Origin of the sequence: Paenarthrobacter sp. NyZ202 (assembly GCF_049860755.1) — a bacterium.
Taxonomy (GTDB): Bacteria; Actinomycetota; Actinomycetes; order Actinomycetales; family Micrococcaceae; genus Arthrobacter.
The window spans coordinates 3,630,426-3,654,510 of record NZ_CP187556.1 but is presented as its reverse complement, the minus strand read 5'-3'; the positions used below and the strand labels follow the sequence as shown (position 1 = coordinate 3,654,510).

Sequence of the window (24,085 nt, the reverse complement as noted above, 5' to 3'; positions counted from 1 at the left end):
GCTGTTGCGGGGCGGCCCTGGGGTGTCCTTGGGCGGAACCTGCACACAAACCCGGTGGCTTGGCGCGCGGCTTTGGTAGCGCGGCTTAAGCCCGGTGGTGCTTAGCAGAAGCCGGCGATGCCCATCCAGGCAAGCGGCGCGGCCGTGGTGTTGTCGCGCTGGACGGTTGCTTCAATGAGGCCGTACGGGCGGTCGGCGGCGTAGAAGACCTCGTTGGGGTTGTCCAGGCCGAACGGGCCAAGATCAACCAGGAAGTGGTGCTTGTTGGGCATGGAGAACTTGATCTCAGTGACTTCGCTGTGTGCCTCAAGGACCTTCTTGCCCATGTCGAAGAGGGTCTGCTGCAGTGCGTGCGAGTAGTTCTCCGTGAAGCCCTCGAGGAGGAGGGCCTTGATGTCCTCGTAGCTCTTGTTGAAGTCCGTGGCTGCTGCGTCCAGGTTGGTGTTGTAGCGCCAGCGGGCGGAGACATCCGTAGCCAGGATGCGGTCCGTGGTTTCCGGCAGGGTGGTGTACTTGTCGCGCGGGTAGCCGACGAAGCCGGACTGCGTGGTCTTCAGGACGGTCAGGTCCTTGAGGCCGGAGACGATGTGGGTGGTTGCGCCATCGCGGACGACGACGGCGGTACGCACCTCTTGTCCGTTGCGGACGAAGCTGTGGTCGTGTCCCTGGCCGTGTGCCTGGATGCGTTCCCAGGCGTAGGACTCAGCTTCCCAGCGGCCACCGGTAACCCAGGAGAACTCCCCGGTGAAGTGGTCCGCGAGGCGCAGCAGGAAGGCCTCAGGAGAGCCGACGCCTTCACGGGCGAACGCGTAGACGGTGTTCTTCTGGGTGTCGGTGGCTACCACGTGGCCGTTGTCGCCCTGGAGGTGGGCTGCCTCGAAATCGCCCCGGAGCTGCGAGGTGACGTTCAGGTCTTCGATCTGGTGGCGGTCGGTATCCCGGGTGACCTTGACGACGCGGACTTCTGCTTTGCCGTACTGGTTTTCGCCGAGGACGATGTTGTTGCTCATGGTCATATCCCAACTTCTGTGAGGTGGAACCTACGTTCCATCAATGAAATTAAGCGAGTGTTTCCACTGCGTTTCCGGTGGAGCCGACCCCAACAAAAAAGAGCCGGCATCCATGGATGCCAGCTCATTACGACCCTGCCTGCTGCTCTCAGGTTACGTGACCTACGCCACGAACTCATTCGAGAGTAGCTTACGAATTCGGCATGTGTATACGGGTTCGGGGTGATCGTTATGAACTATCCGAATGTGACCGGGGCAACTCAGTCACCCTCGAAGGGGGTCTTGACGCCCGCTTTCCCGTTCTCCTAGACTTTCCACATATCAATAAAAAGTTTCCGAATTACGGAACTCTTGAATTGGCAAACGAGCGCATGAAAGAGGAGGAACAGATGGACTCGAAGGATACGAACAACGTCGTGGAATTCCCGGCACCGGGCCAGGAGCTGTACCTGCCCTTTGGTGCGACAGATCCCGACTTTTACATTCCGGCCGACTGCGACCGCAAGGCCACCGGGTTCTCCCGCTGGCTGCGCGCACTCCCTGTCTTCGGCCGGCAGCGCCCCTGACCTGCAACAGGGGCGCGGACTCTGCGCAACAGAGCCAACGAGGCGGGCGGCACCTGGGGAGGTGCCGCCCGCTTTGCTGTGCCCGGCGCTCGAAGTCGCGGGAAGGCTGCCAAGACGCCGTAACCTTCCGCGCGAAATGGGCATCTTCCAGCTTTTTCGCGCGAGTGCAGGGCGGCGAGCAGGCCGGATTTGCGTCGCGTCACATTCGCGCGGGGTGTGGCGCGGATCACGTAAGCTGGGCAAACGGCCACCCTGTGGGTCTTGAAGGTCGTCGTGGCCCCCTTGTTTGGGCCGCACTTGCTGGCTCGATGGCATGCGGACAAATGTCCGTACGCGTCGCACTGCAGCAGGCCGAGCAATGGCTGGTGCTCGTCATCGAGCTGTGCCGGGACACTGATGCCCGGCTGATAATCCCTGCCTGGCAGGTGACAGAAAGAGCCGGAGCTGGGGGTCTGGCGCCGCAGCAGCATCATTCAGGCTGCTTCCCCAAAGGAATACAAAGTCATGAAACGCACCTTCGTCACGCTGGGGGCGGTGATCGTTGTGGCCCTTTCGGGTTGCACGGATCCCGGTACGCCGCCGCCTACAGAGAGCCCGAGTGCAACGTCGACGGCGGAACCGACGTCGACCCCCACGGATTCGACGGGATCTCCAACCGGCACACCCGAACCGACAGCTACGTCGACCGCCAGCCCCAGTCCGACGGCCAGCGAGGAGCCGACGCCGACAGCGTCACCAACCACGACGCCGACACCAACGCCCACCACGCCTCCGGGCCCGGGTAGCCTCGCCAACCTGGCCCGGATTCCGTGGGACGGCGGACCCGCCTATTGGGCCAAGTTTCCCGGCGCGGCGCAGCTCAATGATCCGAATCTGTTCCCCGTTGCCGTGTTCTTCGGTAAGCCCGGACACGCCGCAGCGTTGAAGGACATTGGCGTGAACGTGTTCCAGGATGCCGAACATGACGGATCGCCGATATCAACCATCACCAGCACGGGCATGCTTGTCATGGCCGGGCAGGAATGGACGCGGGCGGAGGTAGGAAACGACCCCAACGTGGTCGGCTGGACCACGTACGACGAGTGCGACATGGGACTCGGTTGCGGCGGTGCCAATACCGAAGAGAACCTGGCACGCATGCAGGCTCTGGTGGACAGGATCCGGAGCTACAACGACGGACGGTTCACGTTCGCGAATTACTCAAAAGGCATTCTTGGCACATGGTGGGCGTCGGGAACCATGGACGACTTCCTGGCCGTTGTGGACGCCGCGAGCGTTGACAACTACGCCTACACATCCCCGCCTGTTGGTGACGCCATCAGGCAGTCGCCGCATTGGCCGGCAGGCGCCAATCCAATGACGGCTGCAGCATATGGCTGGCAGATCGACCGCGCCCGGTCCTACCAGGCAACACCAGGGGTCCACCCCAACTGGATCTTCGTTGAGTCCGCCAGGCCTTATCTGTCGGAGTCCAACGCCAGGACCATCACTCCCGAGCAGATGGAAGGCGCCATGTGGTCCGGTATCATTCACGAGGCACGGGGAATTTCCATTTTTCAACACAACAACGATCCCCAGTTCGGGAATTACAGCCTGGTTGACATCCCTGCTGACCGGAAGGCCAGCATCAAGGCCGCACTGGCCAAAATCCAATCGCTGGCTCCGGTGTTGAACACGCAGAGTTATGCCTGGAATGCCGGCGCCACGGGTACCGACACCATGTTGAAGGCCAAGGATGGCAGCGCCTACCTGTTTGCCGGCATCGGCCTCAATGGCAACACGGGTTCCAAGACGTTTACCCTCCCCGCTGGAATTACGGGAACCCAGGTGGAGGTGGTGGGAGAGAACCGCACCATCCCCATCCAAAACGGCAAGTTCACGGACTCTTTCGCAAACGAGTACACGCACCACATCTACAAGGTCACGATCTAGCAGAGCCGCGTCGACGCTGGAGATTGACGCGACAGTGCAAGCAGCGAGACCGCCGGAAGCATGCGAAATCGCCGGAACGTTCCCCACGAAAGGGACGCGTTCCGGCGATTTCGTGCGTGCCGGACCCTATCCCGCCACGAGCTTCCGCGCCGCCGCAGAGTGCTCGGCGATCAACTGAGCAACGTCCAGATCGGGAAGTTCACCGTCAACCACGCGCCACGAACCGCCGACCATCACCCGGTCTGCCCGGTCTGCGCCGCACAGCAACAAAGCAGCAACGGGATCGTGGCTTCCCGAGAAGCGCAGGGAATCGAGCTTGAACAGTGCCAGGTCGGCCTGCAAGCCCGGAGCCAACTGCCCAATGTCGGAACGCCCAAGAACCGCAGCGGACCCACGTGTTGCCCAGCCCAGTGCGCGGGATACGGGAACCGAAGCGCCGTAACGCAGCCGCTGCAGGTACAGGGCCTGGCGTGCTTCGAGGATCATGTTGGACGCATCGTTGGACGCGGAGCCATCAACGCCGAGGCCCACAGGAACGCCGGCATCCTCAAGTTCCAGCACGCGTGCGGTACCGGAGGCCAGCCTCATGTTGGACGTTGGGCAATGCGCGACGGCGGTGCGCGCGGCTCCCAGCCTGGCGATCTCCTCGTCGTTGAAGTGGATGCCGTGGCCCAGCCAGGTCCGGGATCCGAGCCAGCCAACTGATTCCAGGTAGTCCACGGTCCGGAGGCCGAACATGGAACGGCAGAAGTCTTCCTCGTCGATGGTTTCGGCAAGGTGGGTGTGGAGCCGGACGTCGTATCGCTCTGCCATGACCGCGGATTCGGCCATGATTTCCTTGGTCACCGAGAAGGGCGAACAAGGAGCCAGCGCGATCTGCACAACAGCCCCCGGACCTGTCTCGTGATACTGGCGAATCAGCCGTTCGCTGTCCGCAAGAATCGCCTCGGGTGACTGGACCGTGGTCCGGGGCGGCAGCCCGCCGTCGTCCTCTCCGAGCGTCATGGACCCGCGCGTCAATGTTGCCCGCATGCCCATGGCGCGGACGGCGGCGACTTCAATGTCGATGGCGTCTTCCATGCCGTCCGGAAACAGATAGTGGTGGTCGGCGGCCGTGGTGCAGCCGGACAGCAGGAGTTCGGCCAGGGCAACCTGTACGGCGAGTTCCAGGCTTCGTGGGGTGAGCCGCGCCCACACGGGGTAAAGGTTCTGCAGCCAGGGGAAGAGGGGCACATTCGCCACTGGTCCCCAGGCGCGGGTGAGCGTTTGGTAGAAGTGGTGATGGGTGTTGATGAGACCGGGCAGAACCACGTGGGACGAAGCGTCGAACTCGGTGCAGGGCACGGAAGGTCGACCGCCGGAAGGCACGAGTTCAACGATCGTGCCGTCGTCGGAAATTACCAGTCCGTTGCGGGCGTCGAGTTCGTTTGCGGTGAAGATACCCAGGGGGTTTTTGATCCAAAGCATGGAGGGTTCCTTGTCTGGTCGGCATGTATGCGTTCCAGCTCAGTTCGGCCCTGTCTGCTGATCCAGGAACCGGCCGCCCAGAGAGGGGCCGGTCCAGAAAAGCGTAGAAGGCCCGACGGCGGCAGTCAACGCCCGCAGTAAGGCTCGCCGGTCACATTGGCGAATCAGGCGGCGACGGGGCACGCTGGAGAAGTAATTTCGCATGACGAAATTAAACTTTCAAAAAACTATGGCGCGGCTCACAAACGTGGTGCTACGCTCTTACTGCCAAAGGCGGGCACCCGGACCTCGGGAAGCTATCTACCAGGCGCAACTTAACCTTCATCGCACATGCTGAAGCCTGGTAACCAAGCAACTGGAGCTCCTCTTTGCGGCGCCCCCAACAGGTCACCCGGCTTCCAAGCACTAAAGGAAGTCGCAACATGAGTACAACCGTCACGGCCGAGCAATTCCTGGCCACCTCCATTGAGCTGGCAACGGCCAATGTCCTCAACAGCGGAGGGCCGTTCGGCGCCGTCGTTGTTACCGCGGACGGACAAGCCTTCCAAGGCGTCAACCGCGTTACCGCCTCGAACGATCCCACCGCCCACGCAGAAGTCACGGCCATCCGCAACGCCTGCCGCGAACTGGGAACCTTCGATTTGAGCGGTGCCACCCTCTACACCAGCTGCGAACCATGCCCCATGTGCCTGGCGTCCGCACTCTGGGCCCGCATCGACCGCGTGTTCTTCGCCGCGGACCGCCACGACGCCGCCTCGGTGGGCTTCGACGATGCTGTCTTCTACGAATACTTCGAGAACGACAACCGGGACGACCTGATGCCGGTAGCCAAGCTGGAACTGGGCGACCCCCAGGCCCCGCCGGTCATCCAGCCGTTCACCACGTGGAACACGCTTGATTCCAGGATTGATTACTAGGGCCCGGTGGCTGACATGGAAATCCTGGATACCGCAGAAATGCAAAAAGCAGCTGAGAAGCAGGCTGCGCTCTTCCCCAACGGAGGCGCAGAGCCCACAGCTGCAAACGTGAAACGCGCTGCAGGAGCGGCCGGCAACGGCAAGAAGCCCCCGAACTTCCTGGACAAGTTCTTCCAGATCACCCAGCGCGGCTCCACCTTGGCCCGCGAATTCCGCGGCGGCCTGGTGACGTTCTTCACCATGGCGTACATCGTCATCCTCAACCCGCTCATCCTCGGAGGCTTCTCGGCCGACAACGCCCCCACGGACGTTGCCGGCGGATGGCTCTCCGCAGCACAGGTTGGTGCCGTCACCGGCCTGACCGCTGGCGTCATGACCATCGTCTTCGGTTTGGTCGCCAACCTTCCCTTCGGGCTCGCGGCTGGCCTGGGCATCAATTCCTTCCTGGCAGTCGCCGTGATCCAGGAAGTCACCTGGCCTGAGGCCATGGGCCTGGTGGTCATCAACGGCATCCTGATCGTCATCTTCGGCGCCACGGGTGCCCGGACCGCGATCTTTAAGGCGGTACCCAAGGAACTCAAGGCTGCCATTACCGTTGGCATCGGCCTGTTCATCGCTTTTATTGGCTTCGTCGACTCCGGATTCGTCCGCCCCACCACGGGTGGTCCTCCGGTCCAGCTCGGCAATGGTGGATCCATCACCTCCATCCCCACCCTCGTTTTCATTGTCGGATTGCTGGTCATGGGTATCCTCGTGGCACGCAGGATCCAGGGCGGCCTGCTCATCGGCATCGTCGCTACGACCGTCCTCGCCGCTGTTGCCGAGGCCGTGTTCCGGATCGGTCCCGGCTCCGCAGACAACCCCGGTGGCTGGCACCTCAACACCCCGGTGCTTTCCGGCCAGCTGGTTTCCGTCCCGGACCTGAGCCTGGTGGGCCAGTTCGATCTCTTCGGTTCGTTCGCCAGGATCGGCGGGCTCGCTGCCACCATGCTGGTCTTTACCCTGGTGTTCACCAACTTCTTCGACGCCATGGGCACCATGACCGGCCTGGCCAAGAGTGCAGGCGTGGCCCACAAGGACGGTACGTTCCCCAAGCTCAAGTCGGCTTTCATTGTTGAAGGCATGGGCGCAGTGGTGGGTGGCGCAACCTCGGGTTCGTCCAACACTGTTTATATCGACTCGGCCGCAGGCATCGGCGAAGGCGCCCGCACCGGCCTGGCCTCCGTGGTCACCGGTGCCCTGTTCCTCGGATCGATGTTCTTCACCCCGCTGACCTCCGTGGTCCCGCTCGAGGTCGCAGCTGCGGCTTTGGTCGTGGTCGGCGCGATGATGATGGCCCAGATCCGCGAGATCAAGTTCACCAAGTTCGCGATCGCCCTCCCGGCCTTCCTGACCATCGTGACCATGCCGCTGACGTACTCCATCGCCAACGGGATCGGCGTCGGGTTCATCTCCTTCGCCGTGGTCAACGCGGCGTCTGGCAAGGCCAAAAAGGTCCACCCGCTCATGTGGGCGGTCACGGCGGGGTTCATCATCTACTTCGCCCGCGGTCCGATCAACGCCCTGATGGGTATCTAGCCGGAGCCGCACAACCCGGGCCGGCGGGTTCTCCGGCACTCCGATCGGCGGTCCTGACGGGACCCCACCGCACGAATAGGCGTCCGCCGTCGTGGTCCCCTGACAGAGGGGACGACGGCGGGCGGCGGCGGGGAGCCCAAAGGTTCCGCTTGGAGCGGACGCTCCAGGGAGCAGGGCAGGGAGATGAAGCCCTGCCCTGCTCCTCATAAACCCTCGAACTTACGCAGCGCGCACTACCCCTCAACAGCTTCACGGAATGAGAATATGAGGCAAGACAGCGCGCTGCACCGGCCGGGCCCCCGGCCGGGACACCTGGAAAAAGGACGTGTTGCCATGCTGGATCTGTTGCCTTCGCTGGGGAGCTGGCGGCCTGCGGTCTCAGGCCAACGATGCGCTGTGGCCACGATTGTGGGGACCGGCGGTTCGGTGCCGCGGCCCACAGGGACCTCCATGATGGTCTCCGAAACCGGCGAAATCCTGGGCAGCCTTTCAGGCGGCTGCGTGGAAGGCGCCGTGGTTGAAGCGGCCCTGGAAGCAATGCGCGACGGCGGCCCCCGCCTTGAGTCGTTCGGCTTCAGTGCCGAGGACGCTTTCGCGGCCGGGCTCACCTGTGGCGGGGAACTCGAAGTGCACATCCAGCCGCTCGGCGGGCCGGCTGAACTTGGGCTCCTGGCCAGCCAGCCGGAGGGCGCCACTGCCTTGGCACTGATCCGACGGCTGGACGCGGGAGGAGGTGCCGTCGTCGTCCATGATCCTGTGCGGTTCCGTGCCATGGAGTCGCAGGAACTGGCCGAGCTGGTGGGGGACCACCCCGCGACGCTCTTCGCGGCAGCTGCCCAAGTGGAGCCCCTGCTGCAGGGTGGCCGCACCGGACTGGTGAGGCTCGCGCCGCCGGAAGGTTGCATCGATGGTTGGGTCACCTTGGACCGGTGGGAAAATCCTCGTGAGGAACCTGAACCGCAGCCCATCACCCTGTTCGTCGAGAGCCGTTTGCCGGCCGCGCGCATGCTCATTTTCGGTGCCAATGATTTTGGTGCCGCGCTGCTCCCTGCCGGGCAGCTCCTGGGCTACGATGTCACGCTCTGCGACGCCAGGCCCGCCTTTGCCCAACAAGGGCGCTTCGCCGGGGCGGACCAAGTGGTCACGCAATGGCCGCACCAGTACCTGGAAGCCGAAGCCGCCGCAGGACGGATCGACCCCCGCACCGTGGTGTGCGTACTGACCCACGACCCTAAGTTCGATATTCCGCTGCTGGAAACGGCTCTCCGGCTCAAACTGGCCTACGTCGGTGCCATGGGCTCGCGCCGAAGCCATCGCCAACGGATCACGGCTCTGCTGGATACGGGCATGCCGGTGGGGATGCTGGAGCAACTGCACTCGCCGATCGGCCTTGATCTGGGAGCGGTGACCCCTGCGGAAGTTGCGGTATCCATCACGGCGGAGATCGTGGCAGGCCGGGGCACCCGGACCGCAGGCAGTACAGGATTTCCTTCACTCAAAGACACGTCCGGGCCGATCCACGCATCGCCCGCAGAAGCTGTGCCGGCCGGTCCGGCACCCCATTCCCTCCAGGAGGACCCATGGACATGAACACCATCGAGGCGGTGGTTCCTACCACCGACCCGTCGCAATGGCGCGAAGGGGATGCGTGGCTGGCAGGTGGGACCGTCCTGTTCTCCTACGGCAGCACCGTACTGAAGCGCCTTCTTGACCTGGGCGCCGCGGGGTGGCCTGCCATCACGGCCTCCGACCGCGGGATCGACCTCGCCGCCACGTGCACTGTGGCGGAGCTCTACGACCTCCCCGATTCTGCAGAAGCGGCGCACCGGGAATGGCCTGCCCTGGCGTTGGTGCGTCCCAGCTGCGATTCCTTTGTGGCGTCCTTCAAGATCTGGAACATGTCCACCGTGGGCGGCAACATCTGCACGTCGTTGCCGGCAGGACCCATGATCTCGCTGTGCGCGGGGTTGGACGGAATTGCCACCATCCTCAGTCCGGATGGCAGCAGCCGCGAGGTGCCGGTTGCCGACTTTGTCACCGGCGACATGGACAACGTGCTCTCACCCGGCGAACTGCTGCGGAGCATCCACCTTCCCGCCGAAGCCCTTTCAGCCCGCGTGGCCTTCCGCCGCTTGTCCTTGAGCAATCTCGGCCGCTCCGGTGTGCTGCTGATTGGCAGGCTGGACCCCGTCTTCGGCCTGGTCATCACGGTGACCGCCTCCACCAAGCGACCGGTTCAACTCAGGTTCGCCGCCGATCAGGTTCCTGACGCCGCCGGACTGGCTGCCGCCGTCGACGATTCCATTCCCTGGACGCTCTACCACGATGACATCCACGGACTTCGGGCGTGGCGCCGGGACATGACCCTCCGGCTCGCGGAGGAAATCCGGGCAGAGCTGCTGGATGAGGGGATGCGGGTCTCTGGTGATTTCTGGCCGCCGCACGACACCTCGCCCCAGCCGTCCACGCAACCCTCCAGCACCCCCGGCGACCCCCAGAAGGAGGCCACCCATGGCAATTGAGATCAACGGCGCTGCTTCGCAGGCCGCACCCCGTCCTGGCCAGTGCCTTCGCACTTTCCTGCGGGAACAGGGCAACTTCGGCGTCAAGAAGGGCTGCGACGGCGGCGACTGCGGAGCCTGCACCGTCCACGTCGACGGCACGCCGGTCCACAGCTGCATCTATCCGGCGGTCCGTGCCGAGGGCAAAGCAGTCACCACCATCGAAGGCCTCGCCACTGCCGAGGGCCTCCACCCTGTGCAGGAACAGTTCCTCGAAGCCCAGGGCTTCCAATGCGGCTTCTGCACCGCCGGCATGATGATGACCGCGGCCACGTTCGACGACGAACAACGCGCCAACCTGCCGCGGAACCTCAAAGGCAACCTGTGCCGCTGCACCGGCTACCGGTCCATTGCGGACGCGGTCTGCGGGGACTCCGGCCACGCGCACGCGCACGGGCCCGACGCCGGGGCGGGCGTTTCCGTGGCGCACGACGCCGGAACGCCCGACGCCGGAGCGGGCGTTTCCGGGGCGCAGGCACCGACCGCCGTTGAGGCCAAGAGCGGCCAGCTCGGTGACAACGTCCCCGCGCCCGCCGGCCAGGCTGTGGTCACGGGCACCGCCCGGTACACCCTGGATGTCCCGGCCGAACAGCTTCCCGGCTTGCTGCACCTGAAGCTCCTCCGTTCCCCGCACGCCCACGCGCGGATCGTGTCCATCGACAAGGCAGCAGCGTTGGCAGTTCCGGGTGTGGTGGCGGTGTTCACCCATGAGGACGCCCCGCAGCAGCTCTTCTCCACCGCCCAGCACGAGCAGTACACCGACGATCCCGATGACACCAGGGTGCTGGACAACGTGGTGAGGTTCATCGGGCAGCGGGTTGCCGCCGTCGTGGCCGAATCCGTTGGCGCAGCGGAGGCCGGCGCGCGGGCCTTGGAGGTGGAGTATGAGCTCCTGGAAGCTGTCTTCACTCCGCGGGACGCCATCCTCCCCGGCGCCCCGGCCATTCACGGCGAAAAGGACGCCGTCTCCACCCGGATTGCGCGGCCCATGGACAATGTGGTGGCCGAAGTGCACGCGGAACTGGGTAGTGTTGCCGACGGGTTCGCCGCCGCCGATTTTGTCCACGAACACACCTACCAGACCCAGCGCGTGCAGCACGTTGCCATGGAAACCCACTCGTCCATTGCGTGGGTGGACGAGGAAGGACGGCTGATGGTCCGTTCCTCCACCCAGGTTCCCTTCCTGGTCAAGCGGACCCTGGTCCGCCTGTTCAACCTGCCGCAGGAGTCCGTCCGGGTGGTTGCCGGACGGGTCGGTGGTGGCTTTGGTGGCAAGCAGGAAGTGCTCACCGAGGACCTGGTGGCGTTGGCAGCCCTTGCGTTGAAGCGGCCCGTGCAAGTGGAGTTCACCCGGACGGAGCAGTTCACGTCAACCACCACCAGGCACCCGTTCACGATCAAGCTCAAGGCAGGGGCCAACCGCGACGGCTACCTGACCGCCCTGCAACTGGATGTCCTCACCAATACCGGCGCTTACGGCAACCACGCGCCAGGTGTGATGTTCCACGGCTGCGGCGAATCCCTGGCGGTGTACAAATGCGCCAACAAGAAGGTGGATGCCCACGCCGTGTATACCAACACGGTTCCTGCCGGCGCCTTCCGCGGCTACGGCCTGAGCCAGATGATCTTTGCGATCGAATCGGCCATTGATGAGCTGGCTGTCGGGATCGGCATGGACCCGCTGGAGTTCCGGCTCAAGAACATGGTCCGGCCCGGTGACCACATGCTTTCCACTACGCCCGAACCCGAGGAAGACGTCCACTACGGCAGCTACGGCCTGGATCAGTGCGTGGCCTTGGTTCGCGACGCCTTGGACCGGGGCAAGGAACGGTACCGTGCCGCGGGCCTGGATGACCTCGGACCGGAGTGGGTCACCGGCGAAGGCGCGGCACTGTCCATGATCGACACCGTCCCGCCGCGTGGCCACTTCGCCCACACCCGGGTGAGCCTGGAAGCGGACGGCCGGTACGCCGTCGATGTCGGAACTGCGGAATTCGGGAACGGCACCACCACCGTCCATGCGCAGCTGGCTGCCACGGCTCTCAGCACTACCGCCTACAACATCCAGGTGCGGCAGTCCGACACGGACCTCGTGGAGCACGATACCGGCGCGTTCGGCTCAGCCGGAACAGTGGTGGCGGGCAAGGCGACGCTCGCTGCTGCGCTGGAGTTGGCTACCCGCATCCAGACGGTCGCTGCTTCGCTGACCGGTGTCCCCTTGGCGGATTGCCGTCTGGTGGACGGAGCGGTGGAGTGCGGCGACCGGACGGTGCCGTTGAAGGACATCTACGACGCCGGTACGCTGCAGGGCGTCCGTCTCGCCACTGACGGGAACTGGGGTGGTACGCCACGCTCGGTGGCGTTCAACGTCCATGGGTTCCGCGTTGCCGTGAACACCGGAACGGGGGAGTTGCGGATCCTGCAGAGCGTGCAGGCTGCCGATGCAGGTGTTGTGGTCAACCCCCGGCAATGCCGTGGTCAGATCGAGGGCGGCATTGCGCAGGCCTTGGGTGCCACGTTGTATGAGGAAGTGAAGGTGGACGGGGAAGGCCGGGTCACCACGGATATCCTGCGGCAGTACCACATCCCTTCCTTCGCGGATGTGCCCCGGAGCGAGGTCTACTTCGCTACGACCAACGATTCCACCGGCCCGTTGGGAGCCAAGTCCATGAGCGAGAGTCCGTTCAACCCCGTGGCACCTGCCCTGGCCAACGCGATCCGGAACGCAACGGGGGTCCGCTTCGGCGAGCTCCCCATCGCGCGGGACAAGATCTACCTGGCGTTAAGGGACCGCACCCTGATCCCGAACTAGCCGCACCCTGTTCCCCACCCCTCACCCAACTAGGTCGCATTTGTGCGCGTTTTGACCCGGCAAAACGCGCACAACTGCGACCTAGTTGGGTTCCAGGGGGAGTTCCATGAAGACGCTGTTCGGATCCAGGCTGTAACCGGCGAAGGGAGCGCATTCGGTGAAGCCGTGCTTGGCATACAGACTGCGGGCCGGAGCGAAGTACTCCTCGGTCCCCGTTTCCAAGGCCACCCGGTGGTAACCCCGGTTCCGTGCCTCGGCCAGAATGTGCTTCAACAGCAGCGTCGCCACGCCCCGGCCGCGTGCCTCCCCGGCAGTCCGCATGGACTTGAGTTCCGCCTGTCCGGGCACGCCCAGCACCTTCAGCGCTCCGCAGCCCAGGAGCACTCCATCCTCGCGGGCGGTCCAGAACGTGATCGATTCGTGGGACAACGCGGAATGATCCAGGGCATGCACGCTTTCCGCAGGGGACGTGGCGAACATGTCGGCCAGGTGCTCACTCAGGAGTGCGTGGACATCAGGGCGCGCGGGATCGTCAATGTCGATACGGATCATGCGGTCAAATCTACCCGTCCAGCAGATGCAGTTGGTCCTTGGTATCCAGGTCTTCACCGGAGCAGAGATCACTGCAATCCACCAGGTCGACCAAACCCGGGTGGGCTTTGAGGAACGAGCGCGCGCCCGTGTCACCGTGCGCTGCTTCCGCCGCTTGGGCGCGGAGCCCGACGTCGAAAATCACCGGGTGCCGACGCTTCAGGTGGCCGAACCCGTCAGGATAGGCGGCTGCAGTGACCCGGCCGGGACGGTGGCTGCCCAGCAACCTGCTGACCGCCGTCGGGGTTAATCCGGGCTGGTCCACCAGCGCCACCATGATGCTGTTCCCCGGCTCCGCCGCTCCGATGCCCAGACGGAAGGAACCCGACATCCCCTTGGCCCAGTGATCGTTCGCAACCACCCTGTACCGCGAGAGTTCCGTGGAACTGCGCACCCGGTCAGCCTCGGCTCCGAGGACCACCACCACCTCGCGGCAGCCACCGTCGAACAAGGTGTCGGCCAGGACTTCCACCAGGGTCCGGCCCCGGTAGGGGAGCAGGGCTTTGGGGCCGCGGCCCAATCGTGTCCCGGCGCCGGCGGCAAGCAGGACGCCCGTGGTGGGCGCCGTGCCGGATGCAGTCATATCCTCACCATACGCGCGGGGCCCTTTCCGGTCTGTAGCTCCTGCGTTGCTTTCCATGACATCTACCAATATCGGTTTCAAACTACTCCTCGGTAGGGCTGTTAGTGGCCACCGACGCCGATTATTCTCGGTAGGGAATTGTTCAAATCAGCTCTGATGCAATGACGCGTGGAGGTAGGGGAAGATGGCGGGCAGTTTCGAAATTCTCAGGGCGGGAAGCAACACTTTCCGGTTCCGGCTGACAGCCGATGACGGAACAGTGGTGGCCGTATCACCGCAGTTTCCCAGCCTGAAGGCAGTGGTGGCCGGCATCAACGCGGTCCGGGAAAACGCAGCCACAGGGTTCGTGGTGGACCGGAGGAACCTGGGGACGTAGATTCATTGCACTCTTAACGCAAGGGTGGCGGCGGTGTTCATGAACACCGCCGCCACCTTTTTTAGTGCAGTTTCCTAGGCGTCGCCGCCGGCGCCACCTGTGGTGCCTGCGTTGACGTCCAGCAGCTTGTACCGGTCAATCGCGTACGACGGCGCGCCCTCCTCGACCTCGCCCCTCGCCGCCAGCATCTGCAGGGTTTTGGTGACGATGGAGTGGGTGTCGTTTTTGAAGTAGCGGCGGGCGGCGGCGCGGGTGTCGGAGAAGCCGAAGCCGTCGGCGCCGAGGGTGGCGAAGTCGTTGGGGATGAATTGGCGGATTTGGTCGGGGATGGCTTTCATGTAGTCGGTGACGGCGATGACGGGTCCGGTGTGGCCGGCGAGTTGTTCGGTGATGAATGGTGTGGGTGCTGGTTGGCCGGGGTTGAGGAAGGCGTGTTCTTCGGCGGCGAGTCCGTCGCGTCGGAGTTCGTTCCAGGAGGTCACGGACCAGATGGTGGCGGCGACGTTCCAGTCTTCGGCGAGGATCCGTTGGGCTTCGAGGGCCCAGGGGACGGAGACGCCGGAGGCGAGGATGTTCGCGGTGGGCCGGTTGGGGTCGCCTTCGGGGGCGTCGGCGAGTTTGTAGATGCCTTTGAGGAGCCCGTTGATGTCGAGGTTTTCGGGTTCGGCGGGTTGGGTGATGGGTTCGTTGTAGACGGTGAGGTAGAACATTGTGTTCTTATCCGACGCTGTTCTTGTTCCTTGCGCGTCAGCGTCGCCGTACATGGTTTCGAGGCCGTGGCGGATGATGTGGCCGATTTCGTAGCCGTAGGCGGGGTCGTAGGTGCGCACGGCGGGGTTGGTGGAGGCGAGCAGGGGTGAGTGTCCGTCGGCGTGTTGGAGGCCTTCGCCGGTGAGGGTGGTTCGTCCTGCGGTGGCGCCGATGATGAAGCCGCGGGTCATTTGGTCGGCTGCGGCCCAGAAGGAATCGCCGGTGCGTTGGAAGCCGAACATGGAGTAGAACACGTAGATCGGGACCAGGGGTTCGCCGTGGGTGGCGTAGGAGGTTCCGGCGGCGGTGAACGCTGCGACGGCTCCGGCTTCGTTGATGCCGGGGTGGATCAGTTGCCCGGCGGGGGATTCTTTGTAGGCCAGGACGAGGTCGCGGTCCACGGAGAGGTAGTTCTGGCCTTTGGGGTTGTAGATTTTCGCGGTCGGGAAGAACGCGTCCATGCCGAAGGTGCGGGATTCGTCCGGGACGACCGGGACGAGGCGGTGGCCGAAGTTCTTGTCCCGCATGAGGTCCTTGAGCAAACGCACGAAGGCCATGGTGGTCGCGGCTTGTTGTTTCCCGGACCCGCGTTTGGCGACGTCGTAGGACTTGGCCTCGGGCAGGGTTACGGGGGTGTGGGTGCTGCGGCGTTCGGGTACGAACCCGCCCAGGGCGGCGCGGCGTTCCATGAGGTACTGGATTTCCGGGGCGTCCATGCCGGGGTGGTAGTACGGGGGCCGGTAGAGGTCCGCGTCGAGTTGTTCGTCCGTGATGGGGATGCGCAGGTGGTCACGGAAGGCTTTGAGGTCTTCCATGGTGAGTTTTTTCATCTGGTGGGTGGCGTTGCGGCCCTCGAAGTGCGGGCCCAGGCCGTAGCCCTTGACGGTTTTGGCCAGGATGACGGTGGGTTTGCCCTTGAACTCGGTGGCTGCCTTGTACGCGGCGTAGACCTTGCGGTAGTCATGGCCGCCGCGTTTGAGGTTCCAGATCTGCTCATCGCTCAGGTCCGCGACCATGTCCTTGGTCTGCGGGGACTTGCCGAAGAAGTGTTCCCGGACGAACCCGCCGGATTCGGCCTTGTAGGTCTGGTAATCGCCATCGGGGGTTTCGTTCATGATTTTCACCAACGCCCCGTCCTGGTCCGCTTCGAGCAGCGAGTCCCATTCCCGGCCCCAGACGACCTTGATCACGTTCCAGCCCGCGCCGCGGAAGAACGCCTCGAGTTCCTGCATGATCTTGCCGTTGCCGCGCACCGGCCCGTCCAGGCGCTGGAGGTTGCAGTTGATCACGAAGTTCAGGTTGTCCAGGTTCTCGTTCGCGGCCAGCTGCAACAGGCCACGGGACTCGGGCTCGTCCATTTCCCCGTCACCGAGGAACGCCCAGACCTGCTGATCACTGGTGTCCTTGATCCCGCGGTGGTGCAGGTACCGGTTGGACTGGGCCTGGTAGATCGCGTTCATCGGGCCGATACCCATCGACACGGTCGGGAACTCCCAGAACCCCGGCATCAGGCGCGGATGCGGATAGGACGAGAGGGCATGGCCTTCCCGGGACTTCTCCTGCCGGAACCCGTCCAAATCCTCCTCGGACAGGCGCCCTTCCATGAACGCCCGCGCGTACATGCCCGGAGACGCGTGGCCCTGGAAGAACACCTGGTCCCCGCCCGAAGGATGGTCCTTGCCACGGAAGAAATGATTGAACCCGACCTCGTACAACGTCGCCGCGCCCGCGTAGGTGGAAATATGCCCGCCCACCCCAATATCGGACCGCTGCGCACGATGAACCATCACCGCCGCGTTCCACCGCATATACGCCCGGTACCGGCGCTCGAACTCCTCGTTCCCCGGGAACTCAGCTTCCTGGTCCACCGGGATCGTGTTCACATAATCAGTGGTCGTCACCATCGGAACACCCACGCTCCGGGCACCGGCACGCTGCAACAACGAACGCATAATGAACTGCGCCCGCTCCGTACCCTGCTCCGCGATCAACGCATCCAGGGACTCAATCCACTCCGCCGTCTCTTCCGGATCACGATCAGGCAACTGGGCAGTCAACCCACTAAGGATGTGTGAGGTCTCTTCTCCTGCAGCCACGTCCAACCTCTCTTCATTGAATGTCTGGGCGCTTGCTCTGTGGGGGCGCTCAAGGGAATTTCGTATTGTGAGAATAAAATTCTGCTATTCGAGATTACGCACGCCGATCAGGCAGCGTCAACACGGAATGCGGGTTCAATACAGTCAACTCCCCGGCTTCGGTCCAAGCAACCAATTGTGACCCGTCCTACACCGGCGCCAGCCAAGCAACCCTTGACGCTCAGTGATCCACGTCATAAAGTGTTTTCACTATTCAATAACTTGTTTTCATAATATGGAAACAGTGCGAAGTGGAGATCCACGATGCAGACGACTTCATCAGTCGGCGTCACTGGGACTCCGGAAGACGCAGAATCCCACGGCTCTACTCCCGTGGCGGTAGGCAACACAGCCCTGTGCGACATCGCTTCCGAAGCCTCAGGCCGTACCATCAGCCCCAGCCTCTACAACATCGACCTCGCTCCCACCAAGGCCAAGGGCCGCAAGTGGACCAGCTACAGCATTTTCACCCTCTGGGCCAACGACGTCCACAGCCTGGGTAACTATGCCTTTGCGATTGGTCTGTTCTCCCTCGGGCTCGGCGGCTGGCAGATCCTGGTAGCCCTGGGCATTGGAGCAGTGCTGCTCTTCGCCCTTCTGAATTTCTCCGGGTTCATGGGACAGAAGACCGGCGTCCCGTTCCCCGTCATGAGCCGGATCAGCTTCGGCATCCGTGGTGCCCAAATCGCGAGCCTGGTCCGTGGCGCCGTAGCCATTGCCTGGTTCGGCATCCAGACCTACCTGGCATCCGTGGTCCTCAGGGTCATGCTGGTTGCCATGGCCCCGGGCCTGAAGGACCTGGACAGCAACTCGATCCTGGGCCTGTCCACCCTTGGCTGGATTGCGTTCGTCGGCCTCTGGATTGTCCAGTTGGTCATCGTGAGCTTCGGCATGGAGATGATCCGTAAATATGAGGCCTTCGCGGGTCCCGTGATCCTGGTGACCATGGCTGCCATTGCCGTGTGGGTCTTCGTCGAAGCCGGCGGCGCCATCCAGTGGTCGGGCATCAAGGGCCTTGAAGGTACGGAAATGTGGCTGACGATCTTCGCCGGCGGCGCCCTGTGGGTGTCGATTTACGGAACGTTCGTCCTGAACTTCTGCGACTTCACCCGCTCGTCCACCTCCAAGAAGTCGATCGTCCGCGGCAACTTCTGGGGCATCCCCATCAACATGCTCGTGTTCGGCGCCATCGTGGTGGTCATGGCCGGCGGGCAGTACAAGATCAACGGCACGGTCATCGAGAGCCCCTCGGACATTGTCCAGAGCATTCCCAACACCCTCCTGCTGGTCCTTGCCTGCCTGGCACTGCTGATCCTGACCATCGCCGTGAACCTGATGGCCAACTTCGTGGCCCCCGTCTATGCGCTGACCAACCTGCTCCCCAAGCACCTGAACTTCCGCCGGGCTGCATGGGTCAGCGGCACGATCGGCCTGGTCATCCTGCCGTGGAACCTCTACAACAACCCCATCGTCATTGTGTACTTCCTGGGCGGCCTGGGTGCCTTGCTCGGTCCGCTCTTCGGTGTGGTCATGGCTGACTACTGGCTGGTCCGCCGCGGCAAGGTCAACGTTCCTGAGCTCTACACGGAAGATCCCAAGGGCGCGTACTTCTACAAGCGCGGCGTCAACCCCAGGGCCATCATCGCGATGATCCCGGCCGCGGCACTGGCGATCGCCATCGCCTTCATTCCCGGCCTTGCGGCCGCTGCCCCGTTCGCTTGGTTTATCGGGGCGGGCGTCGCTGCCCTGACGTACTTTGCAGTAGCCGACAAGAAGCAGGCCTTCGACGACGTCTCCGGCGAACCCATCGCGGTTGCCAGCACCCACTAGAGCATTGCAGTAAGGCATGGCCCGTCCTCCCGGTCGTCAAACCGCAGGGCGGGCATTGCCATTGAAAGGAAAAACCATGCGCATCCTTGTCGCAAACGTGAACACCACCCAGTCCATGACCGATTCCATTGCCGCCCAAGCACGCGCGGCCGCAGCTCCCGGAACGGAAATCATCGGCATCACCCCACGGTTCGGTGCCGACTCCTGCGAGGGAAACTTCGAAAGCTACCTTGCGGCCATCGCAGTCATGGATGCCGTGGTGAACTATCCCGAGCCGTTCGACGCCGTGATCCAGGCAGGGTACGGTGAGCACGGCCGCGAGGGCCTGCAGGAACTCCTTGATGTTCCCGTGGTGGACATTACCGAGGCTGCCGCCAGCACGGCGATGTTCCTTGGCCACAAGTACTCCGTGGTCACCACGCTGGACCGTGCTGTGCCGCTGATCGAAGACCGCCTCAAGCTTGCCGGGCTTGACGCACGGTGCGCCTCGGTCCGGGCCAGCGGCATGGCCGTCCTGGAATTGGAGGAGCACCCCGACCGCGCTGTGGAAGCCATCGTGGGCCAGGCCCAAGAGGCTGTCACCCGCGATCACGCCGAAGTGATTGTGTTGGGGTGCGGCGGCATGGCGGGGCTGGACGACCGGATCCGGGAGCGCACCGGCGTGCCGGTAGTGGACGGGGTGGCCGCGGCCGTGACCATCGCCGAGTCCCTGGTGCGCCTGGGCCTCTCCACGTCCAAGGTCCGTACCTACGCCGCGCCCCGGCCCAAGACTGTCATAGGCTGGCCGATAACTGCCGCAGCCCAGACCGCTGCACGCTAGGCAACCCCGTCGAAAGGCAACCACATGAATGACTCACGCCCGCCCGCAGACCGGAGGGTCGCCGTCGTGACCGGGGCAGGTTCCGGTATCGGGAGGGCTGTCGCCCGGCTGATGCTGGCCGAGGGCTACCGCGTTGCGCTGGCCGGGCGCCGTGAGGCGCAGCTGCTGGAGACGGCGGATGGGCATCCGGAGTCCCTTGCGGTGCCGTGCGACGTGACAGTGCCCGACGACGTCACGCACCTTTTCGCGGAGGTGCGGCGGCGCTGGGGCCGGGTGGATGTGCTGTTCAACAATGCCGGAATTTTCGGGCCCGCGGGCGACGTGGGAGACATCGACATTGCGGAGTGGGAGGCCACCCTGCGCGTCAACGTGACCGGTTCAATGCTGTGTGCGGCGGAGGCTGTCCGGACCATGAAGGCCCAGGAACCCCAGGGCGGGCGCATCATCAACAACGGCTCCATTGCCGCGCACTCGCCCCGGCCGAGGTCTGTTGCTTACGCAGTCACCAAGCACGCCATGACCGGCCTCACCAAGAGCATTGAGCTGGACGGGCGCGGCTTCGGCATCACGTGCGGCCAGATTGATATTGGCAATACCCGCACCGAGATCATGGACACCATCGGTGTGGGCTCAGGCGCCCTGCAGGCCGATGGTTCCCGCAAGGTGGAGCCCATGTTCCCGGTGGAGGACGCAGCCAGGGCTGTGCTGATGATGGCCAACATGCCGGCGTCGGCCAGTGTGGGTTCCGTGGTTGTGACTGCCGCGGGCATGCCGTTCATCGGCCGGGGTTAGGACTTCCCAGCCCTCAGAACTGCTCTCCCCGGAGCCTGCCCGACCAAGGCCCGTACCGCCACCACCCACTTTCACGCAGCCCAGCCCGCGGCGCGCCCCTTTTCACGGCGTGTCGCGGGCTTTTTGGTGCCAAAGAAGGTGGTGGCGGTACGCAGGCGTGGCATACCAAACACATTATGACTTCCATAATATGGAAAAGGATTCTCCCCTTGCGGAATGGTGTGACCGGGATTACATTGAAGAAACCCCCTGAAAATCGGGGCTGATCCCAACTGATTGGTTCAGAACAATGAAAATCCCAGACTCTTCGGCGCTGAAGGCGAGTTCGGCGCCGCTGAAGAAGAAGCCCCTGTACAGGTCGCTCTTTTTTCAGATCCTGATCGCTGTCGTCGCAGGTGTACTCATCGGCCACTTCTGGCCGACCATCGGGTCCACCCTCCGGCCCTTGGGCGATGGATTCATTCAACTCATCAAGATGATCATCGCCCCGCTGATCTTCCTCGTGATTGTCACGGGAATCTCAGCAGTCGGCGACGTCAAAGCGGTCGGAAGGGTCGGGGTCAAAGCACTCGTCTACTTCACGGCAGCAACACTTTTCGCCTTGGTCTTCGGACTCATCGTGGGCAACATCGTCCAGCCAGGCGCCGGCCTGAACATCGATCCGGCAACACTGTCCCAGGAAGCACTTAACGCCAAGACCGGGAACGCGCCGCCCAAAGATGCTGCGGCGTTCATCCTGGATGTCATCCCCACCAGTGTGATCGGGGCCTTCGCCAACAACAGCCTGCTTCAGGTGCTCTTCTTCTCCGTCTTCTTCGGCGCAGCGATCGTGGTCATCGGCCGCGAACGGTGCATGCCGGTCATCAGCCTCATGGAAACCGTCCTGGAACTGATCTTCAAGATCATGTCCTGGATCATGAAGGTAGCCCCGATCGGCGCGTTCGGTGCCATGGCTTTCATCATCGGCCAGTACGGACTGGGCACGTTGGGAACGTACGCGCTGCTGATTGCCGCCTGCTACGGCGCCGCCATTGTCTTCATCGCGCTCCTGTTCCTGGTGGCCTGGGGCTTCGCACGGGTCCCGCTGTGGCACTTCCTCAAGTACACCCGCGAGGAATTCCTGCTGGCGCTGGGCACGGCCTCCACCGAGGCCGTCATGCCCCGCATCATGACCAAGCTGACCAACGCCGGTTGCTCCCGTGCAACCACCGGCCTGGTGGTCCCGACCGGATACTCCTTCAACCTGGACGGCGCTGCGATCTACCTGTCCATCTCGTTGCTGTTCCTGGCGCAGGCGTTCGGGCACAACCTGGACCTCGGACAGCAGCTGGCAGCCCTGGGCGTGCTGCTCCTGACCTCCAAGGGCATGGCAGGCGTGCCGGGCTCATCGTTCCTGGCCCTGTCGGCAACCGCCGCAGCCCTGGGGATCTTCCCGGTGGCCGGCGTCGCACTCCTCCTGGGGGCCGACCGCCTCATGGACTCCATGCGCGTGGTGGTGAACCTGCTCGGCAACTGCGTGGCCACGTTCGTCGTCGCCAAATGGGAGGGCCAGTTTGACCGCAGCGTGATGGTCCGCGCCTTCAAGGGCGAGATCACCAACGAGGACTCGGCCATCATGCTCGGCAAGGAAGACGTCTACGAGGAGCAGGAGCTCGAGCGCATCAGCGACGGGCAGACCCCGTCTCCCAAATTCCGTGGTGGCCCCACGGCGGACAACATTCCCCAGTTCGAAATGAGCAAGAAGGGGCAGGCAAGCAACCCGGTCTGCCCTGACTGAGCGGGCGGTTCCGTAACCGCTGATGCCTCCAGGACCCGCGTCCCGGGGGCATCAGCGGCACTTAAAGCGGAAGCAGGTGGGAAAGATCCGCGCGCAGCCCGGATGCTGCCACCCGGCCTGCCGCCACCGCATCCGCCCACGAAATCCGGCCGGTCACCATCTCAAGCCAGGTGCCGCCGTCGGTCTCTATGACGTTCGGGGGAGTCCCGCGCGTGTGCCGCGGCCCCTCCACACACTGGGTCACGCCGAACGGCGGCACCCGCACCTCCACGGAATTGCCGGGGGCGCGGGCGGTTACCTCCTCCAGGGAGTAGCGGACCGCCGTCGCGATCAAGGAGCGCGACGGCGGCGTCCCGGCTCCGGCGGTTTCGGTATCGGGATGCCCGACGGCGGTTTGCCAGGCCTCCAGCGCGACGCGGCCTTCCTGGATGTCTACGCGGCGACGTGCAACTGCCATGGTGTTGTTTCTCCTGTTAAGACGAACTAGCCGAGCATGGCGGACACTGCGTGGCCCAGGCGGATCCTGCCCACCTGGCGGCCTCCGCCGAGGACCGGCTCCACCACCCGTTCCAGCACGTTGGACACGGCGGGAACATCCACCGCACCGCTGACGGCCAGCAGGGTCAAGCCCACCAGGGTGGTGGCGCGCAGGTTCCCGTCCAGCATCTTGACGGCCACCGTGGCGCCGGTGGCAGTGGCAAGGACCAGCACGCCTTCGGCGCCGATCTTGGCCAGGATGTCCAGCTCTTCCATCACGATCGTATTGGACTCGCCCCGGCCCTGGACCGCCCAAGGGTAGTCCAGCATGGACGTGGCGATGGTTGCCGCGCGGGCGTTGGAGGTGGAGTCGCCGGGCGACTTGGCAAGGCGGGAGAATGCCCGGGCCAGTCCGGTGAGGGAAACGGCTGCCACGGGTGCGCCGCAACCGTCGATACCCAGGTGCGAGATGGCTTCGCCGCTGTACTCCTCGATGACGGAACGCACGCGTTGCTGCAGGGGGTGGTTTGGTTCAAGGTAGCTGCGCAGGTCCCAGCTGTTTTCGGAGCATGCCCAGAGGAACGCCGCGTGCTTGCCGGAGCAGTTGAAGGCGAGCCGGGACCGGCCCTTCTCCGCGCGGACCAACCAGTTGCGGGCCGTTTCATCCTCTGGCCACGTGGCGGGACACTGCAGGTGGTCTTCCTTCAGGCCTGCTGCCTTGAGCATGCCCGCCACCACGTCCATGTGATCCAGGGATCCGGTATGGCTTCCGCAGGCCACAGCCACCTGGGCGCCGCGGAGGGGCACTCCGGACTGCATGGCTGCCAGGGCCTGGAATGGTTTGAGGGTGGAACGGGCCATGACCGGCGCATCGATATCACCCAGGCGGGTGACTACCGAACCGTCTCCCGAGAGGACCACGGCGGCCCCGATGTGCCGGGACTCGATGAAGCCACTGCGTTCGATCACGGCCAGTTCGACGGCGGACTCAACGTTGAACGTTTCATGGGAACTCAGTGGCATGAGGCAAGTCTAGGTTGCCCGGACGCAGGGACGGGTCACGTTGCCCTGTCACGCTGAACGCTGTCGCCGCAACAGCTTAGGCCCCTCG

The 24,085-nt window shown here is 64.0% G+C and carries 19 protein-coding genes; 12 read left to right on the top strand and 7 right to left on the bottom strand.

Going from position 1 to position 24,085, the window contains the following annotated elements:
• Positions 1-101: 101 nt before the first annotated feature.
• Entirely contained in the window at positions 102-1,016 is a 915-nt protein-coding gene (gene pucL / locus ACPFL9_RS16880) for a factor-independent urate hydroxylase (RefSeq protein WP_426004011.1), read from the bottom strand.
• Positions 1,017-1,399: 383 nt separating this feature from the next.
• Here pucL and ACPFL9_RS16875 point away from each other — a divergent pair, with 383 nt between their 5' ends.
• Together ACPFL9_RS16875 and ACPFL9_RS16870 are read left to right on the top strand one after the other, a co-directional pair.
• Positions 1,400-1,576: a hypothetical protein gene (locus tag ACPFL9_RS16875; protein ID WP_400268482.1), complete on the top strand. Its 177-nt coding sequence runs from the start codon at positions 1,400-1,402 to the stop codon at positions 1,574-1,576.
• Positions 1,577-2,080: 504 nt separating this feature from the next.
• The gene (locus tag ACPFL9_RS16870) at positions 2,081-3,508 is read left to right on the top strand and encodes a hypothetical protein (RefSeq protein ID WP_426004009.1); all 1,428 of its coding nucleotides are present in this window, start codon (positions 2,081-2,083) and stop codon (positions 3,506-3,508) included.
• Positions 3,509-3,634: 126 nt separating this feature from the next.
• Here ACPFL9_RS16870 and ACPFL9_RS16865 read toward each other — a convergent pair whose 3' ends face one another.
• On the bottom strand, positions 3,635-4,975 hold the full coding sequence (locus ACPFL9_RS16865; RefSeq protein WP_426004008.1) for an 8-oxoguanine deaminase: 1,341 nt from the start codon (positions 4,973-4,975) through the stop codon (positions 3,635-3,637).
• A 422-nt stretch (positions 4,976-5,397) separates the two neighbouring features.
• On the opposite strand from ACPFL9_RS16865, the gene ACPFL9_RS16860 reads away from it, so the two are divergent.
• From ACPFL9_RS16860 to ACPFL9_RS16840, 5 genes are all read left to right on the top strand, one after another.
• Complete coding sequence (locus tag ACPFL9_RS16860; RefSeq protein ID WP_426004007.1) at positions 5,398-5,892, top strand: nucleoside deaminase; 495 nt, start codon at positions 5,398-5,400, stop codon at positions 5,890-5,892.
• Positions 5,893-5,898: 6 nt separating this feature from the next.
• Positions 5,899-7,470, top strand: a complete 1,572-nt coding sequence (locus ACPFL9_RS16855) for an NCS2 family permease (protein ID WP_426004006.1) — start codon at positions 5,899-5,901, stop codon at positions 7,468-7,470.
• Positions 7,471-7,803: 333 nt separating this feature from the next.
• A complete protein-coding gene (locus ACPFL9_RS16850; protein WP_426004005.1) occupies positions 7,804-9,060 on the top strand; it encodes an XdhC family protein in 1,257 nt (418 codons plus the stop codon).
• On the top strand, positions 9,051-9,992 hold the full coding sequence (locus ACPFL9_RS16845) for an FAD binding domain-containing protein (RefSeq protein ID WP_426004004.1): 942 nt from the start codon (positions 9,051-9,053) through the stop codon (positions 9,990-9,992). Before ACPFL9_RS16850 ends, ACPFL9_RS16845 begins: the two co-directional genes overlap by 10 nt.
• A complete protein-coding gene (locus ACPFL9_RS16840; RefSeq protein ID WP_426004003.1) occupies positions 9,982-12,843 on the top strand; it encodes a molybdopterin-dependent oxidoreductase in 2,862 nt (953 codons plus the stop codon). The genes ACPFL9_RS16845 and ACPFL9_RS16840 overlap by 11 nt, the downstream gene beginning before the upstream one ends.
• An 81-nt stretch (positions 12,844-12,924) precedes the next feature.
• On the opposite strand, the gene ACPFL9_RS16835 is transcribed toward ACPFL9_RS16840, so the two are convergent.
• Positions 12,925-13,395 (bottom strand): GNAT family N-acetyltransferase, encoded by a 471-nt coding sequence (locus ACPFL9_RS16835; protein ID WP_426004002.1) that lies wholly within the window; start codon positions 13,393-13,395, stop codon positions 12,925-12,927.
• A gap of 10 nt (positions 13,396-13,405) precedes the next feature.
• Entirely contained in the window at positions 13,406-14,017 is a 612-nt protein-coding gene (gene nboR, locus ACPFL9_RS16830; RefSeq protein ID WP_426004001.1) for a nicotine blue oxidoreductase, read from the bottom strand.
• A 184-nt stretch (positions 14,018-14,201) separates the two neighbouring features.
• Between nboR and ACPFL9_RS16825 the strand changes: the two genes are divergently transcribed.
• Entirely contained in the window at positions 14,202-14,393 is a 192-nt protein-coding gene (locus ACPFL9_RS16825) for a YegP family protein (protein ID WP_426003999.1), read from the top strand.
• 74 nt (positions 14,394-14,467) lie between these two features.
• On the opposite strand, the gene aceE is transcribed toward ACPFL9_RS16825, so the two are convergent.
• On the bottom strand, positions 14,468-17,239 hold the full coding sequence (gene aceE, locus ACPFL9_RS16820) for a pyruvate dehydrogenase (acetyl-transferring), homodimeric type (RefSeq protein WP_426003998.1): 2,772 nt from the start codon (positions 17,237-17,239) through the stop codon (positions 14,468-14,470).
• Between the two features lie 303 nt (positions 17,240-17,542).
• On the opposite strand from aceE, the gene ACPFL9_RS16815 reads away from it, so the two are divergent.
• The 4 genes from ACPFL9_RS16815 (at position 17,543) to ACPFL9_RS16800 (ending at position 22,497) form a co-directional block, all read left to right on the top strand.
• Positions 17,543-19,108 carry an NCS1 family nucleobase:cation symporter-1 gene (locus ACPFL9_RS16815; RefSeq protein WP_426003997.1) on the top strand — a complete coding sequence of 522 codons (1,566 nt, stop codon included), beginning with the start codon at positions 17,543-17,545 and terminating at the stop codon, positions 19,106-19,108.
• 76 nt (positions 19,109-19,184) lie between these two features.
• Positions 19,185-19,928, top strand: coding sequence for an aspartate/glutamate racemase family protein (locus ACPFL9_RS16810; protein WP_426003996.1), 744 nt, complete (start codon positions 19,185-19,187; stop codon positions 19,926-19,928).
• A 24-nt stretch (positions 19,929-19,952) separates the two neighbouring features.
• Entirely contained in the window at positions 19,953-20,720 is a 768-nt protein-coding gene (locus tag ACPFL9_RS16805) for an SDR family oxidoreductase (protein WP_426003995.1), read from the top strand.
• A gap of 289 nt (positions 20,721-21,009) precedes the next feature.
• Entirely contained in the window at positions 21,010-22,497 is a 1,488-nt protein-coding gene (locus ACPFL9_RS16800; protein ID WP_426003994.1) for a cation:dicarboxylate symporter family transporter, read from the top strand.
• Positions 22,498-22,558: 61 nt separating this feature from the next.
• Here the strand turns inward: ACPFL9_RS16800 and ACPFL9_RS16795 are convergent, their stop codons facing one another.
• Both ACPFL9_RS16795 and ACPFL9_RS16790 read right to left on the bottom strand, forming a co-directional pair.
• Positions 22,559-22,954, bottom strand: coding sequence for a sterol carrier family protein (locus ACPFL9_RS16795; RefSeq protein WP_426003993.1), 396 nt, complete (start codon positions 22,952-22,954; stop codon positions 22,559-22,561).
• 26 nt (positions 22,955-22,980) lie between these two features.
• Entirely contained in the window at positions 22,981-23,997 is a 1,017-nt protein-coding gene (locus ACPFL9_RS16790; RefSeq protein ID WP_426003992.1) for an asparaginase, read from the bottom strand.
• Between the last annotated feature and the right edge of the window lie 88 nt (positions 23,998-24,085).